This is a genomic window from Pseudomonas sp. NPDC098740 (assembly GCF_044760065.1).
Taxonomy (GTDB): Bacteria; Pseudomonadota; Gammaproteobacteria; order Pseudomonadales; family Pseudomonadaceae; genus Aquipseudomonas; species Aquipseudomonas rossensis.
The window spans coordinates 66,280-87,109 of record NZ_JBIWAM010000003.1 but is presented as its reverse complement, the minus strand read 5'-3'; the positions used below and the strand labels follow the sequence as shown (position 1 = coordinate 87,109).

Here is a 20,830-nt window from a genome sequence, read left to right as displayed (position 1 = left end):
CGATCTTTTGATCTTGATCTTTCAATACAAATCGACCGGATCCACATCCAAAGACCAGCGCACCGCCCGCCCACTCGGCATCTGCTCCAACACCAGCAGCCAGCTGCTTAATAGTCGATGCAGCGGCGCCCGGGCCGTCGCTTGCAGCAACAACTGCGCACGATAACGCCCGGCCCGGCGTTCCATCGGCGCCGGCACCGGTCCTAGCAGTTCAATCCCGGTCAGGTTCTGTTCGGCCAGCAAGCGCTCGGCCTCGCTGCACGCCTCATCAAGAAAACCTTCAGCTTGCCCCGGTTTGTGCGCTTCGGCCCGCAGCAGCGCCAAGTGCGCAAACGGCGGTAGACCCGCCGAGCGACGTTCGCTCAAAGCCTGTTCGGCAAAGGCGAAATAGCCCTGTTCAGTCAATTGCACCAGCAGCGGATGGTCGGCCAGGTGCGTCTGGATGATCACTTTGCCCGGCTCTTCCGCCCGACCCGCGCGCCCGGCAACCTGAACGATCAACTGCGCCATGCGCTCGCTGGCGCGGAAGTCGCCGGAGAACAGCCCGCCGTCGGCATCGAGAATCGACACCAGGGTCACCCGTGGAAAGTGGTGCCCTTTGGCAAGCATTTGCGTGCCGACCAGAATGCATGGCTGGCCCTTCTGAATGGTCGCGAACAGCTGGTTCATGGCGTCTTTACGCGAAGTGCTATCGCGGTCGACCCGCAGCACCGGGACGTCCGGAAACAAAATCCCCAATCGTTCTTCGGCGCGCTCGGTGCCGGCGCCGACTGGCCGCAAATCGACCTTGCCGCACTTCGGGCAATGCCGAGGGACGCGCTCGACGTAGCCGCAATGATGGCAGCGCAGTTCGCCGGAGCGCTGGTGCACAGTCATTCGCGCATCGCAGCGCTGGCACTCGGACATCCAGCCGCAGTCGTGACACAGCAAGGTCGGCGCAAAACCGCGGCGATTGAGGAACACCAAAACTTGTTGCCCAGCGGCCAGCGTCTGGCCGATGGCCTGCTGCATCGGCCCGGAAATGCCGCTGTCCAGCGGACGACTTTTCACGTCCAGGCGCAGGAATCGCGGCTGTTTGGCGCCACCGGCACGCTCGTTCAAGCGTAAGAGTCCGTATCGACCGGTGTAGGCGTTGTGCAGGCTTTCCAGCGAAGGCGTGGCGGAGCCGAGGACAATCGGGATGTTTTCCTGGCGTGCGCGCACCAATGCCAGGTCGCGGGCGTGATAGCGCAGGCCTTCCTGCTGTTTATAGGAACCGTCGTGCTCTTCATCGATGATGATCAGCCCGGGGTTCTTCATCGGCGTGAACAGCGCCGAGCGGGTGCCGATAATGATGTCGGCGTCACCGTCCCGAGCGGCGAGCCAGGCTTCGAGGCGCTCGCGGTCGTTGACCGCCGAGTGGATCAGCGCGATGCGTGCATTGAAGCGCTGCTCGAAGCGCGCCAGGGTCTGCGGGCCGAGGTTGATCTCCGGGATCAGCACCAGCGCCTGCTTGCCTGCCTCAAGGGTTTCTCGGATCAGTTGCAAATAGACTTCGGTCTTGCCGCTGCCGGTGACACCTGCCAGCAGGAACGCGTGATAACTGTCGAATCCGGCGCGAATCGCCTCATAGGCTGCACGCTGCTCCGGGTTGAGTGGCAATTCCGGCTGCGCCAACCAGTGTTCGTGGCGGGCGCCGGGGGCGTGTTTGCGGATTTCGACTTGCACCAGGTCCTTGGCCAGCAGCAAATCCAGGCTGTCCTTGCTCAGCATCAGTTTGCTCAACAACTGATGGGCGACGCCGTGGGGATGCTGGGCCAGGGTCGCCAGGGCCTCCCGTTGACGCGGGGCGCGAGCGATGCGCGGGTCATCAAGGCTGGCGCCCGGCGCGGCGGACCAGAAGCGCTCCTGCCGTGCTTCGGCCAGTTCGCCTTGTCGCAACAGTACCGGCAGGGCCCAGCTCAAGGTGTCGCCGAGGCTGTGCTGGTAATACTGAGACGTCCACAGGCACAGTTTGAACAGCGCTGGCGGCAGGGGCGGCGTGGCATCGAGCAGGGCCAGGGCCGGCTTGAGCTTTTCTACCGGCACTTCGCTGTGATCGGTCACCTCCACCAGAATCCCGATCATCTCCCGTCGGCCGAACGGCACCCGCAGGCGCATGCCCGGCTGCAACTGGGCACGCAGGATCCCGGCCGGGGCACGGTAATCGAACAGGCGGCGCAGGGGCGAAGGCAGGGCGAGGCGCAAAATGGCGTCGGGCACGCGATGGTTTTCTCGATGATGGGACGGTGAAGAAGGCCGGGAGCCTAGCAGACGGTCGGTGTAAGGGACAGCTTGCGTGATTGCAAAGGTCTGGTAGAATCCGCGGCCTAATTATGTGCGGTATTCAACAATAGTGTTGAGTGGCGGCACACTAGCCTGAGGAATACACCATGAAAGCCGATATCCATCCAGCGTACGAAACCATCGCAGTAACTTGCAGCTGCGGCAACAAGTTCGAAACTCGTTCGAACCTGTGCAAGCCACTGGGTACTGACGTATGCAACGAGTGCCACCCGTTCTACACCGGTAAGCAGAAGACTCTGGATACTGGCGGCCGTGTACAGCGCTTCGCAGACCGTTTCGGTGCTTTCGGCAAGAAAGCTCCTGCTGCTGCAGAGTAAGGTTGCAAGGCCCCATGGGCTTTACCTTGCTGATGAAAAAGGCGTCCCTCGTGGGCGCCTTTTTTGTGTCTGCGATTTGGCTTCCCGGTGCCCAGGCCTTCTGCCCGGCGCCGAGCGGGCTGACACCCGTTGTGGTGCAACGGGTGGTGGATGGTGACACGCTGCGCCTGAGCGATGGCCGCAGCGTGCGCATGATCGGTTTGAATACGCCGGAGCTGGGCAAGAAAGGTCGCTCCGATGAGCCGTTCGCGGTGACGGCGCGCCAACGTCTGGAGGCTTTGGTGGTCGCCAGCGACGGGCGGGTCGGTTTATTGCCCGGTAAAGAAAGCAAAGACCATTACGGCCGCACCTTGGCCCATGTCTACAGCGCCGATGGCGCCAACCTTGAAGCGCAGATGCTCGCTGAAGGACTCGGTTTCCAGGTAGCGGTCGCGCCGAATGTCGATCTGGTCGAGTGCCAGCAAGCGGCGGAACACAGCGCTCGTCAGGCCGGACTCGGGTTGTGGCGTCAATCCCCTGTACTGAAAGCGGAGGAGATCAACACCTCCGGTTTCGCTGTGCTCAGCGGTCGTGTGAGCAAGGTTCAGCGCAATCGCGGCGGGGTTTGGATCGAGTTGCAGGATTCGGTTGTACTGCGCGTTGCACCCAATTTGCTGGGGCAGTTCGATGTGGCGAATCTCGAGCGGCTGAAGGGCAGGCAGGTCGAGGCCCGTGGCTGGGTGCTGGACCGTTCGCGGCGCGGCGGACTGAAAGAAGGACAGGCACGCTGGCTTCTGCCATTGACCGACCCGGCGATGCTTCAGATGGCGCAGTGATTAAAAACTGTAGACATTTATTATGCTGATTGTGAACAGTCTATCCCTTATGTTCCGCGGCTCTTGGTCCAAAGTCGTAGGGCCGGGCGCTTGACAGGGGTGACTGGTCAGTCTTGTGGGGACTTTGCGACACGCGTATCCTCGGCGGTCCGTCTGTCCAACAGTAAAAGCGGAATGCCCACATGTCTGATTTGAAAACTGCCGCTCTCGAATATCACGCCCATCCTCGTCCAGGGAAGCTGAGTGTCGAGCTCACCAAGGCCACCGCTACGGCCCGCGACTTGTCGCTGGCCTACAGCCCCGGCGTAGCCGAACCAGTACGCGAAATCGCCCGCGATCCTGAACTGGCCTACAAATACACCGGCAAAGGCAACCTGGTTGCAGTCATTTCCGATGGCACCGCAATTCTCGGCTTGGGTAATCTCGGCCCATTGGCTTCCAAGCCAGTAATGGAAGGTAAAGGCGTGCTGTTCAAGCGCTTCGCCGGCATCGACGTTTTCGACATCGAAGTCGACTCCGAAAGCCCGCAAGCCTTCATCGACACCGTCAAGCGCATCTCCATCACCTTTGGTGGCATCAATCTGGAGGACATCAAGGCACCTGAGTGCTTTGAGATCGAACGCGCTCTGATCGAGCAGTGCGACATTCCGGTATTCCACGATGACCAGCACGGCACCGCGATCGTTACGGCGGCCGGCATGATCAACGCCCTGGAAATCGCTGGCAAAACCCTCGCTGACGCCAAGATCGTCTGCCTGGGCGCCGGTGCGGCCGCCATCTCCTGCATGAAATTGCTGGTGAGCATGGGCGCCAACATCGAAAACATCTACATGGTTGACCGTACCGGCGTGATCCACTCCGGCCGTGACGACCTGAACCAGTACAAGGCTGTCTTCGCTCACGCGACCGACAAGCGCACCCTGGCTGATGCCCTGAAAGGCGCTGACGTGTTCGTTGGCCTGTCCGGCCCGAACCTGCTGAGCGCTGAAGGCCTGAAATCCATGGCGGCCAACCCGATCGTGTTCGCGTGCTCCAACCCTGATCCGGAAATTTCCCCGGAATTGGCTCACGCCACCCGTGACGACGTGATCATGGCGACCGGCCGTTCGGACTACCCGAACCAGGTCAACAACGTGCTGGGCTTCCCGTTCATCTTCCGTGGTGCCCTGGACGTTCGCGCCAAGCGCATCAACGAAGAAATGAAAGTGGCTGCCGCCAACGCCCTGCGTGAACTGGCCAAGCTGCCGGTTCCTCAGGAAGTGTGCGACGCCTACGGCGGCATCAAACTGGAATTCGGTCGTGAGTACATCATTCCGAAACCAATGGATGCCCGACTGATCACCGTGATCTCCGATGCCGTGGCCAAGGCTGCGATCGAGACCGGTGTGGCAACCCTGCCGTATCCGAAGAACTACCCGCTGAAAAGCGTGGATGACGTGTTCAACGGCTAAGTAGCCGCTCCATAGAAAACCCGGCTATTGGCCGGGTTTTTTTATGGGGGCAGAAGATCAAAAGATCGCAGCCTTCGGCAGCTCCTGCGTTGGATTGCGTTCCCCTGTAGGAGCTGCCGAAGGCTGCGATCTTTTGATCTTGCCCTGCAAATAAAGCCCCGCACTTCTTTCGAAGGGGGGCTTTTTGCGGCTTCAGGCGATCAGAACAAATCGATCGGCGCCGCTTCATCCGCAGGCAGTGGGCTACCCGGTGCAGTGCCGTTGCCCAGCTCGTTAGCCGACGGTGGCGTGTCTTCGGCCTTGAACAGCTCGAAGTAGGCGCCTGGCGTGCCTGGGGTGGCTGCACGGCCGCTGATCGGGTCGACTCGCAGGCTGAGGATGCCTTCCGGCTCTGGCTGCGTATGGGGCGGCAGGCCTTTGAGTGCGGCGCCCATGTAGTTCATCCAGATCGGCAGGGCGACGGTACCGCCGAACTCCTTGCGACCCAGGCTTTCAGGCTGGTCGAAACCGGTCCAGACAGTGGTGACGTAATCGGCGTTGTACCCAGAGAACCAGGCGTCCTTGGACTCGTTGGTGGTACCGGTCTTGCCCGCAATGTCGCTGCGGCCCAAGGCCAGGGCGCGGCGGCCGGTGCCGAGTTTGATGACGTCCTCGAGCATGCTGTTGAGGATGAACGTGGTGCGGCCGTCGACGATGCGCTCGGCCACGGCCGGTGTTTGTGGCGCTGGCTGGGCAGTCAGCGCTTCGCCCGGGGTTGCGTTGACGGTGAAGGCGTTGGCCGCGACAGGGGCGGCGATGCCGTCGGTGGCGACGTTGCCTTTCGGGACGCTCGGCGGGTTGGCGACGAACAGCGTGTCGCCATTGCGGCTTTCGATCTTGTCGATGATGTAGGGGCTGATCTTGTAGCCGCCGTTGGCGAAGGTGCTCCAGCCGGTGGCGATTTCCATAGGTGTCAGCGTCGCGGTGCCCAGGGCCAGGGACAGGTTGCGTGGCAGGTCCTGCTTGTTGAAGCCGAACTTGCTGATGTAGTCGATGGTGCGGTCGACGCCCAGCGCCTGCAGCAAGCGGATCGACACCAGGTTGCGCGACTTGTAGAGCGCCTCACGCATACGGATGGGGCCGAGGAACGTGTTGGTGTCGTTCTTTGGGCGCCAGACCTTGTCCAGGTACTCGTCGACGAACACGATCGGTGCGTCGTTCACCAGGCTGGCGGCGGTGTAGCCGTTATCCAGTGCGGCACTGTAGACGAACGGCTTGAAGCTCGAACCCGGCTGGCGCTTGGCCTGCATGGCGCGGTTGTAGTTGCTCTGTTCGAAGGCGAAGCCGCCGACCAGGGAGCGAATGGCACCGTTCTGCGGATCGAGGGAAACCAGCGCGCCCTGAGCCTGGGGGATCTGGCTGAATTTCAGCGAGTTGTCCGGCTGGCGCTGCACTCGAATCAGGTCGCCGACCTGGGCGACGTCCGAAGGCTGCTTTGGATTGGCGCCCATGCTGTTGGTGTTCAGGAATGGGCGCGCCCATTTCATGCTGTCCCAGCCGACGTGTTCGTCACCGGTACGGGTCATCACTTGCAGGCCGGTCTTGTCGACCTGGGTGACGATGGCAGGTTCAAGGCTGCTGATGGTGCGCTGTTTGGTCAGCTCGGTTGCCCAGGCCTCGCGAGTCTTGCCCGGCAGGCGCGACTCCGGGCCGCGATAACCATGACGCTGGTCGTAGGTCATCAACCCTTCGTGGACCGCGGTGTTGGCCATTTCCTGCAGGTTGCTCGGCACCGTGGTGGTGACGCGGAAACCCTCGGTATAGGCGTCGCTGCCATAGCGGCCGACCATTTCGGCGCGGGCCATTTCAGCGATGTACGGCGCATTCACTTCCGGGGTCGGCACGTGATAACTGGCATTCAGCGGCTCGTTGATCGCAGTGGTGTAGTCGGCTTCGGTGATTTTGCGGAGTTTGTACATGCGCCCAAGGATCCAGTCGCGACGTTCCTTGCTGCGGGCCGGGTTGGCCAGCGGGTTAAAACGCGAAGGGGCTTTTGGCAGGCCGGCGATCATCGCCATCTGCGCGAGGCTGACATCACGAATCGATTTGCCGTAATAAACCTGCGCCGCCGCCTCGATGCCATAAGCGCGGTTACCCAGATAGATTTTATTGACGTATAACTCAAGAATCTCGTCTTTGGTCAACTGCCGTTCGATCTGCAGGGCCAGGAGAATTTCGGTGGTTTTTCGCGAGAAGCTGCGTTCGCTGGTCAGGAAGAAGTTCTTCGCCACCTGCATGGTGATGGTGCTGCCGCCGGACTGGATGTGTCCGCTTTTTACCAACTGGGTGGCCGCGCGCATCAGGCTGCCAGGGTCCACGCCGTAGTGGTTGGCGAAGTTGTCGTCTTCAGCACTTAGTAACGCATTAATGAAATTGGGGGGAATGTCGGCGAAACGGATCGGTGTACGGCGCATTTCGCCAAATTCTGCGATCAACTTGTTGTCGCTGCTGTAGACCCGCAAAGGAATCTGCAACTGGATGCTTCTCAGCGCCTCCACGGACGGCAAGCCCGGACTAAGGTAGAGAAACGCGCCGCTGAGACCGAGGAGCAGTCCGCAGAAAACGGCGACGATGGACCAACCGAAAAATTTCAGCAGACGAATCAAGGCTTTTGGACATCCAGGGCAAAGAATGAATTAGGCATCAGGGCTCAGATAAACAGGGAACGACCCGCGCTTGAAGTAAAAACCGGAAAAAAACGCTGGGCATTATAAGCATTTTTCCGTCGAGGGCGTCATTTGCGCTGCTGTCAAGACGGGTGGTTTGAACGCAACGGATATTACAGAGTCCGTAAGACACGGATAGTCATAGGGAATTGGTAGTGCTAGGACTCTTCAATAAAAAGGCCAATACGCTTCTGGGGATCGACATCAGCTCCACGTCGGTCAAGCTTCTGGAGCTAAGCCGCCAAGGCGACCGTTATCGGGTAGAGGCCTATGCGGTGGAACCTTTACCCACCAACGCGGTGGTCGAGAAAAATATCGCCGAGCTCGAAGGCGTAGGGCAGGCACTCGCGCGCGTGCTGCTCAAGGCCAGAACCAACCTCAAGAACGTCGCCGTGGCCGTGGCCGGTTCGGCGGTGATCACCAAGACCATCGAGATGGATGCCGGTCTTTCCGACGACGAGATGGAAAACCAGCTGAAGATCGAGGCCGATCAATACATCCCTTATCCATTGGACGAAGTGGCCATCGACTTTGAGGTCCAGGGCGTTTCTGCGCGCAACCCCGGGCGAGTCAATGTGCTGCTGGCGGCCTGTCGCAAGGAAAACGTCGAGGTCCGCGAAGCGGTCCTGGCTCTGGCCGGTCTGACGGCGCGCGTGGTCGACGTCGAGGCCTATGCGCTGGAGCGTTCTTACGGATTGCTGGCGGGTCAACTGGCGGCTTCTCAGGAGCGTCGAACGGCAGCGGTGGTCGATATCGGCGCCACCATGACCACCCTGAGCGTGCTGCACCAGGGGCGGATCATCTACACCCGCGAGCAATTGTTCGGCGGTCGTCAACTGACGGAGGAAATCCAGCGACGTTATGGCCTGACCATTGAGCAGGCGGGGCTGGCGAAGAAGCAGGGTGGTTTGCCGGACGATTACGTCAGTGAGGTGTTGCAGCCGTTTCGCGATGCGCTGGTGCAGCAGGTGTCGCGTTCGTTGCAGTTTTTCTTCGCCTCCGGTCAGTACAACTCGGTTGATCACATTCTGTTGGCCGGCGGTACCGCATCGGTCCCGGGGCTGGACCGGTTGATCGAGCAACGATTGGGTACGCCGACGCAAGTGGCCAACCCATTCTCCAACATGGCCCTGAGCAGCAAGGTCAACGCCGGTGCCCTGGCCAGCGATGCGCCGGCACTGATGATCGCCTGCGGGCTGGCCCTCAGGAGTTTCGACTGATGGCGCGGATCAATCTTTTACCCTGGCGCGAAGAGCAGCGTGAAGCGCGCCGCAAACGCTTTTTGCTGGCGCTGGTCGGTGTGATGGTGGGGGCCGTGGGCGTGGTGCTGATCGCGAACCAGGCCATCAGTGGTGCTATCGATCGGCAAGTGGCTCGTAACGATTACATCGGCAAACAGATTGCCGTGGTCGACGAGCGGATTAAACAGATCAGCGATTTGAAGGCTCGTCGCCAGCAACTGGTCGAGCGCATGCGCATCATTCAGGACCTGCAAGGCAACCGGCCGATCAGCGGGCGTATTTTCGATCAACTGGCGCGGACGCTGCCTGACGGCGTGTATTTCACTGAGGTGAAAATGGCCGGAAAGTCCTTGTCCATCACTGGAGTGGCGGAGTCCAACAATCGTGTGTCAGACCTGATGCGCAATCTGGATGCGTCCGATTGGTTTGATGCGCCCAGCCTCACGGAAGTCAAAGCGACGACCGCCGGTCAGCTGGATCAGGCCAACGTCTTTCAGCTGACCGTTCGTCAGACTCGGCCCGCCGCTGCGGAGGGCGGCAAATGAGGCTGTCTGACTGGTTCGAAGGCCTGCGCAAGATCGACATCAATGACCTGGACACCAATAACATGGGTTCCTGGCCGCCAGCCATCAAGGCACTGGCGGGTATCCTGCTCATGATTCTGGTGCTTTCACTGGGCTACAGTTTTTCCATCAGCGACGTTCAGAGCCATCTCGAACTCAAGCGCGAGGAAGAGTCGACCCTCAAGGAGCAATTCGCCAACAAAGCCCATATGGCGGCGAATCTGGAGCTGTATACGCAACAGATGAAGGAAATGGAGAACTCCTTTGGCGTGCTGTTGCGGCAATTGCCCAGTGACACCGAAGTGCCCGGTCTGCTGGAGGACATCACTCGCACCGGCCTGGGCAGTGGCCTGGAGTTCGAAGAGATCAAACTGCTGCCGGAGAACACGCAGCAGTTCTACATCGAGCTGCCGATCCAGATCACCGTCACCGGTGCCTATCATGACCTGGCCACCTTCGTCAGCGGCGTCGCCGGGCTGCCACGGATTGTCACCCTGCATGACTTCGACCTTGCGCCGGCCAACCCGGAAGGTGGTCCGAAGTTGCGCATGAGCATCCTCGCCAAGACCTACCGCTACAACGACAAGGGGCTGCAAAAATGAGCCCGATTCGTTGTTTTTCGATGGTTGTGTTGGTCGCCGGCCTGGCCGGTTGCGGCAGCGACAATGACTTCAGCGACCTGGATGCATACATGAACGAAATGCGTTTGCGTGCGCCCGGCAAGATTGAACCAACGCCGACATTTCGGTCTTACCCAACATTCACCTACAGCGCCGCCAACCTGCGAAGCCCGTTTTCCCGACAGGTCAGAGTCGATCTGGCCGGCCAGAAACACGGTTCACGCAACGTCAAACCTGACCCGAATCGGGTCAAGCAGTACCTCGAAGGTTTCAACATCGAGCAGTTTGAAATGGTCGGAACGATCGCCAATGCGACCGGCTCCTTTGCGCTGTTGCGCGGGGCGGGCGGGGTGCATCGGTTGAAAGTCGGCGATTACCTGGGGCGTAACCATGGGCGGATCGTCGCCATCAGCGGCTCGCAGGTCGATGTGGTCGAAATCGTTCCCGACGGCGAAGGCGCCTGGCTGGAGCGGCCGCGGACCATCCCTTTGAAAGAGCACTCATAGTGGAACTCGAATAATGAACAGGATTTTCTCAACCTTCGGTATTTCGCTATGGATAGCGTTGCTGTCGCCGATGGTACTAGCGGCCAACCTCAAAGCGCTGGATGTCGCCGCGCTGCCGGGGGACCGCGTCGAGTTGAAGTTGTCGTTCGATGGGCCGCCACCGCCGCCTCACGGTTACACCACGGAGTCGCCTGCACGGATTGCGCTGGATCTGCCTGGCGTCGTCAGTCAGCTAAAAAGCAAAAATCGTGACCTGGGCGGCGGAAATGCCCGCAGCGCCACGGTGGTGCAAGCCAAGGACCGTACGCGACTGATCATCAATCTGACCCAGTTGACTCCGTACAACGCACGGGTCGAAGGCAATACTCTGTTCGTGGTGGTCGGGCAAGGCGCCAACAAAACGGCCTCCAGCCCGGCGTCCAAAACGCCGCGCGCAGCGACTGCAACGCCAGCCCCGGCGAAAGCCTATGCGCCAGTAGGCAAGGCCATTCGGGGTGTGGATTTCCAGCGCGGCACTCAGGGCGAAGGCAATGTGGTCATCGATCTGTCGGATCCTTCCATCGCCCCGGACATTCAGGAGCGCGACGGCAAGATTATCCTCGGTTTCGCCAGGACCCAATTGCCTGAGCCGTTGCGTGTACGCCTGGACGTCAAGGATTTCGCCACGCCGGTGCAGTTCGTCAACGCCAGCGCCACCGGTGATCGGGCCACGATCAGCATTGAGCCCAGCGGCGCATTCGATTATTCGACTTACCAGACCGACAACAAGCTGACCGTCAGCATCCGGCCGATGACCGTCGATGACTTGCAGAAGCGCAACACTGAGCGTTTTGCCTACACCGGTGAAAAACTCTCGTTGAATTTCCAGGACATCGATGTGCGTTCGGTGCTGCAACTGATCGCCGATTTCACCAATCTCAATCTGGTGGCCAGCGACACGGTGCAGGGCGGCATCACGCTGCGTTTGCAGAACGTACCGTGGGATCAGGCGCTGGATCTGGTGTTGAAAACCAAAGGTCTGGATAAACGCAAGATCGGTAACGTTTTGCTGGTGGCACCGGCCGATGAAATCGCCGCTCGCGAGCGCCAGGAGCTTGAGTCGCAGAAGCAGATTGCCGACCTGGCGCCTCTGCGTCGGGAACTGTTGCAGGTCAACTACGCCAAAGCGGCCGATATCGCCAAGCTGTTCCAGTCGGTGACCAGTGCCGAGGCAAAAGCCGACGAGCGGGGCTCGATCACGGTGGATGAGCGGACCAACAACATCATTGCCTACCAGACCCAGGATCGCCTCGACGAACTGCGCCGTATCGTCGCGCAACTGGATATCCCGGTGCGTCAGGTGATGATCGAGGCGCGCATCGTCGAAGCCAACGTCGACTACGACAAAAGCCTCGGCGTGCGCTGGGGCGGTTCGTTGCAGAACAAGGGCAACTGGAACACCTCAGGTGTCAGCAATAGTGGGGCTAATGCTTCGTCGACCATCGGTACGCCTGGCAGCACCAGCACCAACGCGCCGTTCGTCGACCTGGGCACCGCCGCCAACACCTCGGGGCTCGGCATCGCGTTCATCACCGACAATGTGCTGCTGGATCTCGAGCTGACGGCCATGGAGAAAACCGGCAACGGCGAAATTGTCTCGCAGCCCAAGGTGGTCACCTCGGACAAGGAAACCGCGAAAATCCTCAAGGGCACGGAAATTCCCTATCAGGAAGCCAGCTCCAGCGGTGCTACCTCGGTGTCGTTCAAGGAGGCCTCGCTGTCTCTGGAGGTGACGCCGCAGATCACCCCGGACAACCGGATCATCATGGAGGTCAAGGTCACCAAGGACGAACCGGACTACCTGAACAAGGTGCAGGATGTGCCGCCGATCAAGAAAAACGAGGTCAATGCCAAGGTCCTGGTCAACGACGGCGAGACCATCGTGATTGGCGGGGTTTTCTCAAATACTCAGAGCAAGGTTGTAGATAAGGTGCCATTTCTCGGTGATGTGCCGTATCTTGGCCGCCTTTTCCGGCGTGACGTGGTTTCGGAGAAAAAATCCGAGCTGCTGGTATTTCTCACTCCGCGTATCATGAATAACCAGGCGATTGCTGTGAGTCATTGATTCTGTGCGAAATTTGATTCTTGTTGGACCGATGGGGGCTGGAAAAAGCACCATCGGCCGGTTGCTGGCCAAAGAGCTGCGCCTGCCGTTCAAAGATTCCGATAAGGAAATTGAATTGCGCACGGGCGCCAATATCCCGTGGATTTTCGATAAGGAAGGCGAACCGGGCTTTCGTGACCGCGAGCAGGCAATGATTGCCGAGCTGTGCGGGTGCGACGGCGTGGTGCTGGCGACCGGTGGCGGCGCGGTGATGCGCGAGGCCAATCGCCGGGCGCTGCACGCCGGGGGGCGGGTGGTCTATCTGCATGCGTCTGTCGAGCAGCAGGTGGGCCGCACTTCCCGCGATCGCAATCGACCCCTGTTGCGTACTGCCGATCCGGCCAAGACCCTTCGAGATCTGCTGGCGATCCGCGATCCGCTTTATCGGGAAATCGCCGATCTGGTGGTGGAAACCGATGAGCGGCCGCCGCGAATGGTGGTGCTCGATATTCTCGAACGCTTGCAGCAGCTACCTCCCCGTTAAAGCGCAGCGCGAAATGCGCTATCCTCGGCGTCCTGTCATGGCCGCTCAAGGTTGTGGCGGATGGCTACCGAACGGCGTCACACCAGCAGACGCCGTGGACATTCGTTAACTCAAGGCAGGACGCCTGATTCCATCTTCACTGTGGGGACACATGCAGACACTCAAGGTCGATCTAGGCGAGCGCAGCTACCCGATTCATATTGGCGAAGGTTTGTTGGATCAGCCTGAGCTGCTGGCCCCGCATATCCGCGGACGGCAAGTGGCGATCATCTCCAACGAGACCGTTGCGCCGCTCTATCTCGAGCGTCTGACCCGCAGCCTTGCACAGTTCTCGGTGGTTTCCGTGGTGCTGCCAGACGGCGAAGCGTTCAAGACCTGGGAAACCCTGCAACTGATTTTCGACGGTCTGCTGACCGCGCGGCACGACCGCCGTACCACGGTCATCGCCCTCGGTGGCGGTGTGATTGGTGACATGGCCGGTTTTGCGGCCGCCTGCTACCAGCGCGGTGTCGATTTCATCCAGGTCCCGACCACGTTGCTGTCGCAAGTCGACTCTTCGGTGGGCGGCAAGACCGGGATCAACCATCCGCTGGGCAAGAACATGGTCGGCGCTTTCTATCAGCCGAATGTGGTGCTGATTGATACCGCTACCCTCAATACCCTGCCGGCCCGCGAACTGTCCGCCGGGCTTGCTGAAGTCATCAAATATGGGCTGATCTGCGACGAACCGTTTTTGACCTGGCTTGAAGACAACGTCGATCGCTTGCGCGCCCTGGACCAGGTCGCCCTGACTTACGCCATCGAGCGCTCTTGCGCGGCCAAGGCTGCGGTGGTGGGTGCCGACGAACGGGAGACCGGTGTTCGTGCCACGCTCAACCTGGGTCATACCTTCGGCCACGCCATCGAAACCCACATGGGCTATGGTGTCTGGCTACATGGTGAGGCGGTCGCTGCTGGCACCGTAATGGCCTTGGAAATGTCCGCGCGCCTGGGCTGGATCAGCGAGCAAGAGCGCGATCGTGGCATTCGTCTGTTCCAGCGTGCCGGCCTGCCGGTCATCCCGCCTGAAGAGATGACTGAAGCCGATTTTCTCGAACACATGGCAATTGACAAGAAAGTGATCGACGGTCGTTTGCGCCTGGTGCTGCTGCGCCACATGGGCGAAGCGGTGGTGACCGACGATTATCCGAAAGAGGTTTTACAGGCCACGCTGGGAGCGGATTACCGCGCTCTGGCTCAGCTTAAAGGTTAATAAGATCCCGATGACTAGTTTGCACGCCGACGAGGCTTTCCTCGGCCATTACCAGTTGAGTCATGACCCTTTTTCTCCACGGGTGCCTGGCTTCAAATTCTTCCCGGCCCAGCGCAAACCGGTGCTGGGGCAACTGCATCACCTGGCACGCTACAGTCAGTTGCTGCTGGTAGTCACCGGCCCGCAAGGCAGTGGCAAGACGCTGTTGCGTCAGGCCCTGGTGGCCAGCACCAACAAACAGTCGGTGCAGAGCGTGGTGGTTTCCGCCCGTGGCGCCGGTGATGCGGCCGGCGTGCTGCGTCAGGTGGCTCAGGCGCTGAACGTTGCCCAGGCCGAGATCGGCGCGATTCTGGCTCAAGTGGTGCAACTTGCGCTGACGGGGCAGGAAGTCTATTTGCTGGTGGATGACGCCGAGCAACTCGACGAATCCGCGCTGGAGGCCTTGCTGGCCCTGGCTGCCGGGGCACCGGAAGGTCGCCCGCATGTGTTCCTGTTCGGTGAGTCGTCGCTGATTGCTCAACTGGACGCGCTGAGTCTCGAAGAAGAGCGTTTCCACGTCATCGAGTTGCAGCCTTACACCGAAGAAGAAACGCGCGAATATCTGGACCAGCGGCTCGAGGGCGCCGGCCGGGGTATCGAACTTTTCACCGCGGATCAGATCTCTGATATTCACGAAAGCTCCGACGGTTGGCCTGGCACCATCAACCAGGTTGCCCGCGATGCAATGATCGAAGCCATGATTGCCAGCCGCTCAGCGGTGAAGCGTCCAAGTATGGGGTTCAACATGCCGAAGAAACACGTATTGGCGATTTCCGCTGTTGTCGTGGTCGCGGTAGCCGCCGCCTGGTTGATGCCGGGTCGCAGCAAAGCACCGACCACTGGTGCACCTGCCAACGAACAGGCGCAACTGCCGCTCGGCCAGGGCACGCCACAACCTGACAGCGGCGGCGCGCCTGCCGTCGAATTCGCCGGTAACTCGCAACCGATGCCATTGCCGCTGGTCGGCAACTCTCAGCCGGTCATGCGTGGTCCGCTGGCTGAAGCCGCCGGCGGCATCACCGAAGGCGATGACGGCGTGCCGGTCGAAGGTTCGAGCGCTACGCCTCCGACCGTGACCACCACCGCGCCTCCAGCAGGTCTGTCGGCAGGTCCTGCACCGACGCCAGCCACCAAGCCTGTGCCTGCTCCGACTCAGGTCGCGACTGCCAAGCCAGTTCCGGTAGCGCCTGCCGTGAAGCCAGCTCCAGTGCCAGCCAAACCAGCCGCCGCTGCCGCCAAGCCTGCCGAGAAACCAACCACCGTGGCCAAGGCCGCCGGCGGCACCTGGTATGCAGGGCAAGCGCCGGGTAACTACGTGGTGCAGATCCTCGGCACCAGCTCTGAAGCGGCCGCGCAATCCTTCGTCAAGGAGCAGGGCGGCGAGTACCGTTATTTCAAGAAAGTCCTCAACGGCAAACCGCTTTACGTCATCACCTACGGTAGCTTCGCCAACCGCGATGCAGCCCTTAGCGCCATCAAGGCCTTGCCAGCGAAGGTTCAGGCTGGTAAACCTTGGCCTCGCACTGTCGCCAGCGTCCAACAGGAACTGGCAACAACTCGCTGAAGATTCGGCGGCCTTACCCAGGCCGCCTCTCCCGGCACCTCAAAATTTCTGCAAGCGCATGCCGTCTCTACAGACCGCGTGCCTTGTGGTGTCTGCGTCACAGTAGTCTTTGAGTCGTTGCGGTCAAAATTAAAAAAGTTTTGACTAGCACAGCATATCGCTTTAAACCTTTCACAAATGCGACATAGATTTGCGACATTTCGTCGTCAAATTTGTGAGCCTCTGTGTCGGTGTGTACAATGACCTCCCTTTTGCCCCCGCAAAGCTGGCGTACGTTCGGCGCGGATGGTAAGTGGTTGAATTGAAAAGAAATTTGCCTCGACAAGAGGCAGCCTGGTGAGAAAGTGTCTATGAAAGCAGGTCTGTACCAACCAGATGAATTCAAGGATAACTGCGGTTTCGGCCTGATAGCCCATATGCAGGGCGAGCCCAGTCATACCCTTTTGCAAACGGCCATCGAGGCCCTGACCTGCATGACCCACCGCGGTGGGATCAACGCCGACGGCAAGACCGGTGACGGTTGTGGCTTGCTGATTCAAAAGCCGGATGTGTTCCTGCGAGCCATTGCCCAGGAAACCTTCGGCGTCGAACTGCCCAAGCAATATGCGGTGGGCATGGTCTTCTTCAACCAGGACCCGGTCAAAGCCGAAGCCGCTCGCGAGAACATGAACCGCGAGATCCTCGCTGCTGGCCTGACCCTCGTCGGCTGGCGCAAAGTGCCGATCGACACCAGTGTCCTCGGTCGCCTGGCCCTTGAGCGCCTGCCGCAGATCGAGCAAGTGTTCATCGCCGGTGATGGCCTGAGCGATCAGGACATGGCCGTCAAGCTGTTCACCTCCCGTCGTCGCTCGTCCGTGGCCAACGCCGCCGACGCCGATCACTACGTCTGCAGCTTTTCGCACAAGACCATCATTTATAAAGGCCTGATGATGCCGGCGGATTTGACCGCCTTCTATCCAGACCTCAGCGACCAGCGCCTGCAAACCTCGATTTGCGTTTTCCACCAGCGCTTCTCCACCAACACCCTGCCGAAATGGCCGCTGGCTCAGCCGTTCCGCTTCCTCGCCCACAACGGCGAGATCAACACCATCACCGGTAACCGCAACTGGGCCGTGGCCCGTCGCACCAAGTTCACCAATGATCTGATGGACCTGGAAGAACTCGGCCCGCTGGTCAACCGTGTCGGTTCCGACTCCTCCAGCATGGACAACATGCTCGAGTTGATGGTCACCGGTGGTATCGACCTGTTCCGTGGCGTGCGGATGATCATTCCGCCTGCGTGGCAGAACGTCGAAACCATGGACCCGGACCTGCGTGCGTTCTACGAATACAACTCGATGCACATGGAACCGTGGGACGGCCCGGCCGGCGTGGTAATGACCGACGGTCGCTACGCGGTGTGCCTGCTCGACCGTAACGGCCTGCGTCCAGCGCGTTGGGTCACCACCAAAAACGGTTTCATCACCCTGGCCTCGGAAATCGGTGTCTGGAACTACCAGCCTGAAGACGTGATCGCCAAGGGCCGCGTTGGCCCGGGTCAGATCTTTGCCGTGGACACTGAAACCGGCCAGATCCTCGACACCGACGCCATCGACAACCGCTTGAAGTCCCGTCATCCGTACAAGCAATGGCTGCGCAAGAATGCCCTGCGCATCCAGGCCACCATGGAAGACAACGACCACGGTTCGGCGTTCTACGATGTCGATCAACTCAAGCAGTACATGAAGATGTACCAGGTCACTTTCGAAGAACGTGATCAGGTGCTGCGTCCGCTCGGCGAGCAAGGCTACGAAGCCGTTGGCTCGATGGGCGACGATACGCCGATGGCCGTGCTGTCCCAGCGCGTGCGCACGCCGTACGACTATTTCCGCCAGCAATTCGCGCAGGTCACCAACCCGCCGATCGACCCGCTGCGTGAAGCCATCGTCATGTCGCTGGAGATCTGCCTCGGTGCCGAGCGCAACATCTTCCAGGAGTCGCCGGAACACGCCTCGCGCGTGATCCTCAGCTCGCCGGTCATTTCCCCGGCCAAGTGGCGCTCGCTGATGAACCTCGATCGTCCGGGCTTCGAGCGCGCGATCATCGACCTCAACTACGACGAAAGCGTCGGCCTCGAAGCGGCGATCCGCAACGTTGCCGATCAGGCTGAAGAAGCGGTGCGCTCCGGTCGTACCCAGGTCGTGCTGAGTGACCGTCACATTGCCCCGGGCAAGTTGCCGATCCACGCTTCCCTGGCCACCGGCGCGGTGCACCACCGCTTGACCGAAAAAGGCCTGCGTTGCGACTCCAACATCCTCGTGGAAACCGCGACGGCTCGCGATCCGCACCACTTCGCCGTGTTGATCGGTTTCGGCGCCTCGGCGGTCTATCCGTTCCTGGCTTACGAAGTGCTGGGCGACCTGATCCGTACCGGTGAAGTCCTGGGCGACCTCTATGAGGTGTTCAAGAATTACCGCAAAGGCATCACCAAAGGTCTGCTGAAGATCCTGTCGAAGATGGGCATCTCGACCATCACGTCGTACCGCGGTGCGCAGCTGTTCGAGGCCATCGGCCTGTCCGAAGAAGTCTGCGACCTGAGCTTCCGTGGCGTGCCAAGCCGCATCAAAGGTGCGCGTTTCGTCGACATCGAAGCCGAGCAGAAAGCCCTGGCTGCCGAAGCCTGGAGCCCGCGCAAGCCGATCCAGCAAGGTGGTTTGCTGAAATTCGTCCACGGCGGCGAATATCACGCCTACAACCCGGACGTGGTCAGCACCCTGCAAGCCGCTGTGCAGCAGGGCGACTACAGCAAGTTCAAGGAATACACGGCGCTGGTGGACAACCGTCCGGTGTCGATGATCCGTGACATGTTCAAGGTCAAAACCCTGGACACGCCGCTGGACATCAGCGAGATCGAACCGCTGGAGTCGGTGCTCAAGCGCTTTGACTCCGCGGGCATCTCCCTCGGCGCCTTGTCGCCGGAAGCTCACGAAGCCCTGGCCGAAGCCATGAACCGCCTCGGTGCGCGTTCCAACTCCGGCGAAGGCGGCGAAGACCCTGCGCGTTACGGCACCATCAAGAGCTCGAAAATCAAACAGGTTGCGACTGGCCGTTTCGGTGTGACCCCGGAATACCTGGTCAACGCTGAAGTGCTGCAGATCAAAGTCGCTCAGGGCGCCAAGCCCGGCGAAGGTGGTCAGCTGCCAGGCGGCAAGGTCAACGGTCTGATCGCCAAGCTGCGTTACGCAGTGCCGGGCGTGACCCTGATCTCACCTCCACCGCACCACGACATCTATTCGATCGAAGATTTGTCGCAGTTGATTTTCGACCTGAAACAAGTCAACCCGAAGGCTTTGGTCTCGGTGAAGCTGGTAGCAGAAGCGGGCGTCGGCACTATCGCTGCCGGTGTGGCCAAGGCCTACGCGGACTTGATCACCATCTCCGGCTACGACGGCGGCACCGGTGCATCGCCGCTGACCTCGATCAAATACGCGGGCGCGCCGTGGGAACTCGGCCTGGCCGAAACTCACCAGACCCTGCGCGGCAACGACCTGCGCGGCAAAGTCCGGGTACAAACCGACGGCGGCCTGAAAACCGGTCTCGACGTGATCAAGGCTGCGATCCTCGGCGCTGAAAGCTTCGGCTTCGGCACCGCGCCAATGATCGCGCTGGGCTGCAAATACCTGCGTATCTGCCACCTGAACAACTGCGCCACCGGCGTCGCGACTCAGAACGAGAAGCTGCGCAAGGATCACTACATCGGGACCGTCGACATGGTGGTGAATTTCTTCACCTACGTTGCCGAAGAAACCCGTGAGTGGCTGGCCAAGCTGGGCGTGCGCTCCCTCGAAGAGCTGATCGGTCGTACCGATCTGCTGGACATCCTCGAAGGCCAGACCGCCAAGCAGCAACACCTGGACCTGACGCCATTGCTGGGCAGCGATCACATCCCGGCAGACAAGCCTCAGTTCTGCCAGGTTGACCGCAACCCACCGTTCGACAAAGGCCTGCTGGCCGAGAAAATGGTCGACATGGCCACCTCGGCCATCAACGACATGAGCGGCGCCGATTTCGCCCTGGATATCTGCAACTGCGACCGTTCGATCGGCGCGCGGATCTCCGGTGAAATTGCTCGCAAGCACGGCAACCAGGGCATGGCGAACGCGCCGATCACCTTCCGCTTCAACGGGACGGCCGGTCAGAGCTTCGGTGTGTGGAACGCTGGCGGCCTGCACATGTACCTGGAAGGCGACGCCAACGACTACGTCGGCAAAGGCATGACCGGCGGCAAACTGGTCATCGTTCCGCCAAAGGGCAGCGTCTACAAGACTCAGGACAGTGCCATCATCGGCAACACCTGCCTGTACGGCGCCACTGGCGGCAAGCTGTTCGCCGCCGGTACCGCGGGCGAGCGTTTTGCGGTGCGTAACTCCGGTGCTCACACCGTGGTGGAAGGCACGGGCGATCACTGCTGCGAGTACATGACCGGTGGTTTCGTCTGCGTATTGGGCAAGACCGGTTACAACTTCGGCTCAGGCATGACCGGCGGTTTCGCCTACGTGCTCGACCAGGACAACAGCTTCGTTGACCGGGTCAACCACGAACTGGTGGAAATCCAGCGGATCAGCGGTGAGGCGATGGAAGCCTATCGCAGCCACCTGCAACGCGTGCTGAACGAATACGTCGAGGAAACCGACAGCGAGTGGGGTCGTAACCTCGCTGAAAACCTCGACGACTATCTGCGTCGTTTCTGGCTGGTCAAGCCCAAGGCTGCCAACCTGAAATCGTTGCTTTCCAGCACCCGTGCCAACCCGCAGTGATATGCGCCT

Annotated in this window: 14 protein-coding genes; 12 read left to right on the top strand and 2 right to left on the bottom strand. The window is 60.5% G+C overall.

Annotated elements, in window-relative coordinates:
- Positions 1-21 precede the first annotated feature (21 nt).
- The gene (locus tag ACIQU2_RS04765) at positions 22-2,241 is read right to left on the bottom strand and encodes a primosomal protein N' (RefSeq protein ID WP_283182618.1); all 2,220 of its coding nucleotides are present in this window, start codon (positions 2,239-2,241) and stop codon (positions 22-24) included.
- 170 nt (positions 2,242-2,411) lie between these two features.
- Between ACIQU2_RS04765 and rpmE the strand changes: the two genes are divergently transcribed.
- The 3 genes from rpmE to ACIQU2_RS04750 all read left to right on the top strand — a co-directional run bounded on the left by rpmE (position 2,412) and on the right by ACIQU2_RS04750 (position 4,908).
- The gene (gene rpmE, locus ACIQU2_RS04760) at positions 2,412-2,642 is read left to right on the top strand and encodes a 50S ribosomal protein L31 (protein ID WP_048723245.1); all 231 of its coding nucleotides are present in this window, start codon (positions 2,412-2,414) and stop codon (positions 2,640-2,642) included.
- Between the two features lie 14 nt (positions 2,643-2,656).
- On the top strand, positions 2,657-3,457 hold the full coding sequence (locus ACIQU2_RS04755) for a thermonuclease family protein (RefSeq protein ID WP_403139009.1): 801 nt from the start codon (positions 2,657-2,659) through the stop codon (positions 3,455-3,457).
- Positions 3,458-3,639: 182 nt separating this feature from the next.
- On the top strand, positions 3,640-4,908 hold the full coding sequence (locus ACIQU2_RS04750; protein WP_347802203.1) for a malic enzyme-like NAD(P)-binding protein: 1,269 nt from the start codon (positions 3,640-3,642) through the stop codon (positions 4,906-4,908).
- A 200-nt stretch (positions 4,909-5,108) separates the two neighbouring features.
- On the opposite strand, the gene ACIQU2_RS04745 is transcribed toward ACIQU2_RS04750, so the two are convergent.
- A complete protein-coding gene (locus tag ACIQU2_RS04745) occupies positions 5,109-7,550 on the bottom strand; it encodes a penicillin-binding protein 1A (RefSeq protein ID WP_403139395.1) in 2,442 nt (813 codons plus the stop codon).
- A gap of 218 nt (positions 7,551-7,768) precedes the next feature.
- On the opposite strand from ACIQU2_RS04745, the gene ACIQU2_RS04740 reads away from it, so the two are divergent.
- From ACIQU2_RS04740 to gltB, 9 genes are all read left to right on the top strand, one after another.
- The gene (locus ACIQU2_RS04740) at positions 7,769-8,833 is read left to right on the top strand and encodes a pilus assembly protein PilM (RefSeq protein ID WP_347802205.1); all 1,065 of its coding nucleotides are present in this window, start codon (positions 7,769-7,771) and stop codon (positions 8,831-8,833) included.
- Positions 8,833-9,399 carry a PilN domain-containing protein gene (locus tag ACIQU2_RS04735; protein WP_403139005.1) on the top strand — a complete coding sequence of 189 codons (567 nt, stop codon included), beginning with the start codon at positions 8,833-8,835 and terminating at the stop codon, positions 9,397-9,399. The genes ACIQU2_RS04740 and ACIQU2_RS04735 overlap by 1 nt, the downstream gene beginning before the upstream one ends.
- Positions 9,396-10,019: a type 4a pilus biogenesis protein PilO gene (pilO, locus tag ACIQU2_RS04730; protein WP_347802207.1), complete on the top strand. Its 624-nt coding sequence runs from the start codon at positions 9,396-9,398 to the stop codon at positions 10,017-10,019. The genes ACIQU2_RS04735 and pilO overlap by 4 nt, the downstream gene beginning before the upstream one ends.
- On the top strand, positions 10,016-10,543 hold the full coding sequence (locus ACIQU2_RS04725; protein WP_403139003.1) for a pilus assembly protein PilP: 528 nt from the start codon (positions 10,016-10,018) through the stop codon (positions 10,541-10,543). The genes pilO and ACIQU2_RS04725 overlap by 4 nt, the downstream gene beginning before the upstream one ends.
- Before the next feature lie 13 nt (positions 10,544-10,556).
- Entirely contained in the window at positions 10,557-12,647 is a 2,091-nt protein-coding gene (pilQ, locus tag ACIQU2_RS04720; RefSeq protein WP_403139000.1) for a type IV pilus secretin PilQ, read from the top strand.
- 4 nt (positions 12,648-12,651) lie between these two features.
- Complete coding sequence (aroK, locus tag ACIQU2_RS04715) at positions 12,652-13,170, top strand: shikimate kinase AroK (RefSeq protein ID WP_010464421.1); 519 nt, start codon at positions 12,652-12,654, stop codon at positions 13,168-13,170.
- A gap of 151 nt (positions 13,171-13,321) precedes the next feature.
- Positions 13,322-14,422 carry a 3-dehydroquinate synthase gene (gene aroB, locus ACIQU2_RS04710; protein WP_201183997.1) on the top strand — a complete coding sequence of 367 codons (1,101 nt, stop codon included), beginning with the start codon at positions 13,322-13,324 and terminating at the stop codon, positions 14,420-14,422.
- Between the two features lie 10 nt (positions 14,423-14,432).
- Complete coding sequence (locus ACIQU2_RS04705; protein ID WP_403138996.1) at positions 14,433-16,025, top strand: SPOR domain-containing protein; 1,593 nt, start codon at positions 14,433-14,435, stop codon at positions 16,023-16,025.
- Between the two features lie 350 nt (positions 16,026-16,375).
- A complete protein-coding gene (gltB, locus tag ACIQU2_RS04700; RefSeq protein ID WP_403138993.1) occupies positions 16,376-20,821 on the top strand; it encodes a glutamate synthase large subunit in 4,446 nt (1,481 codons plus the stop codon).
- Positions 20,822-20,830: the final 9 nt, after the last annotated feature.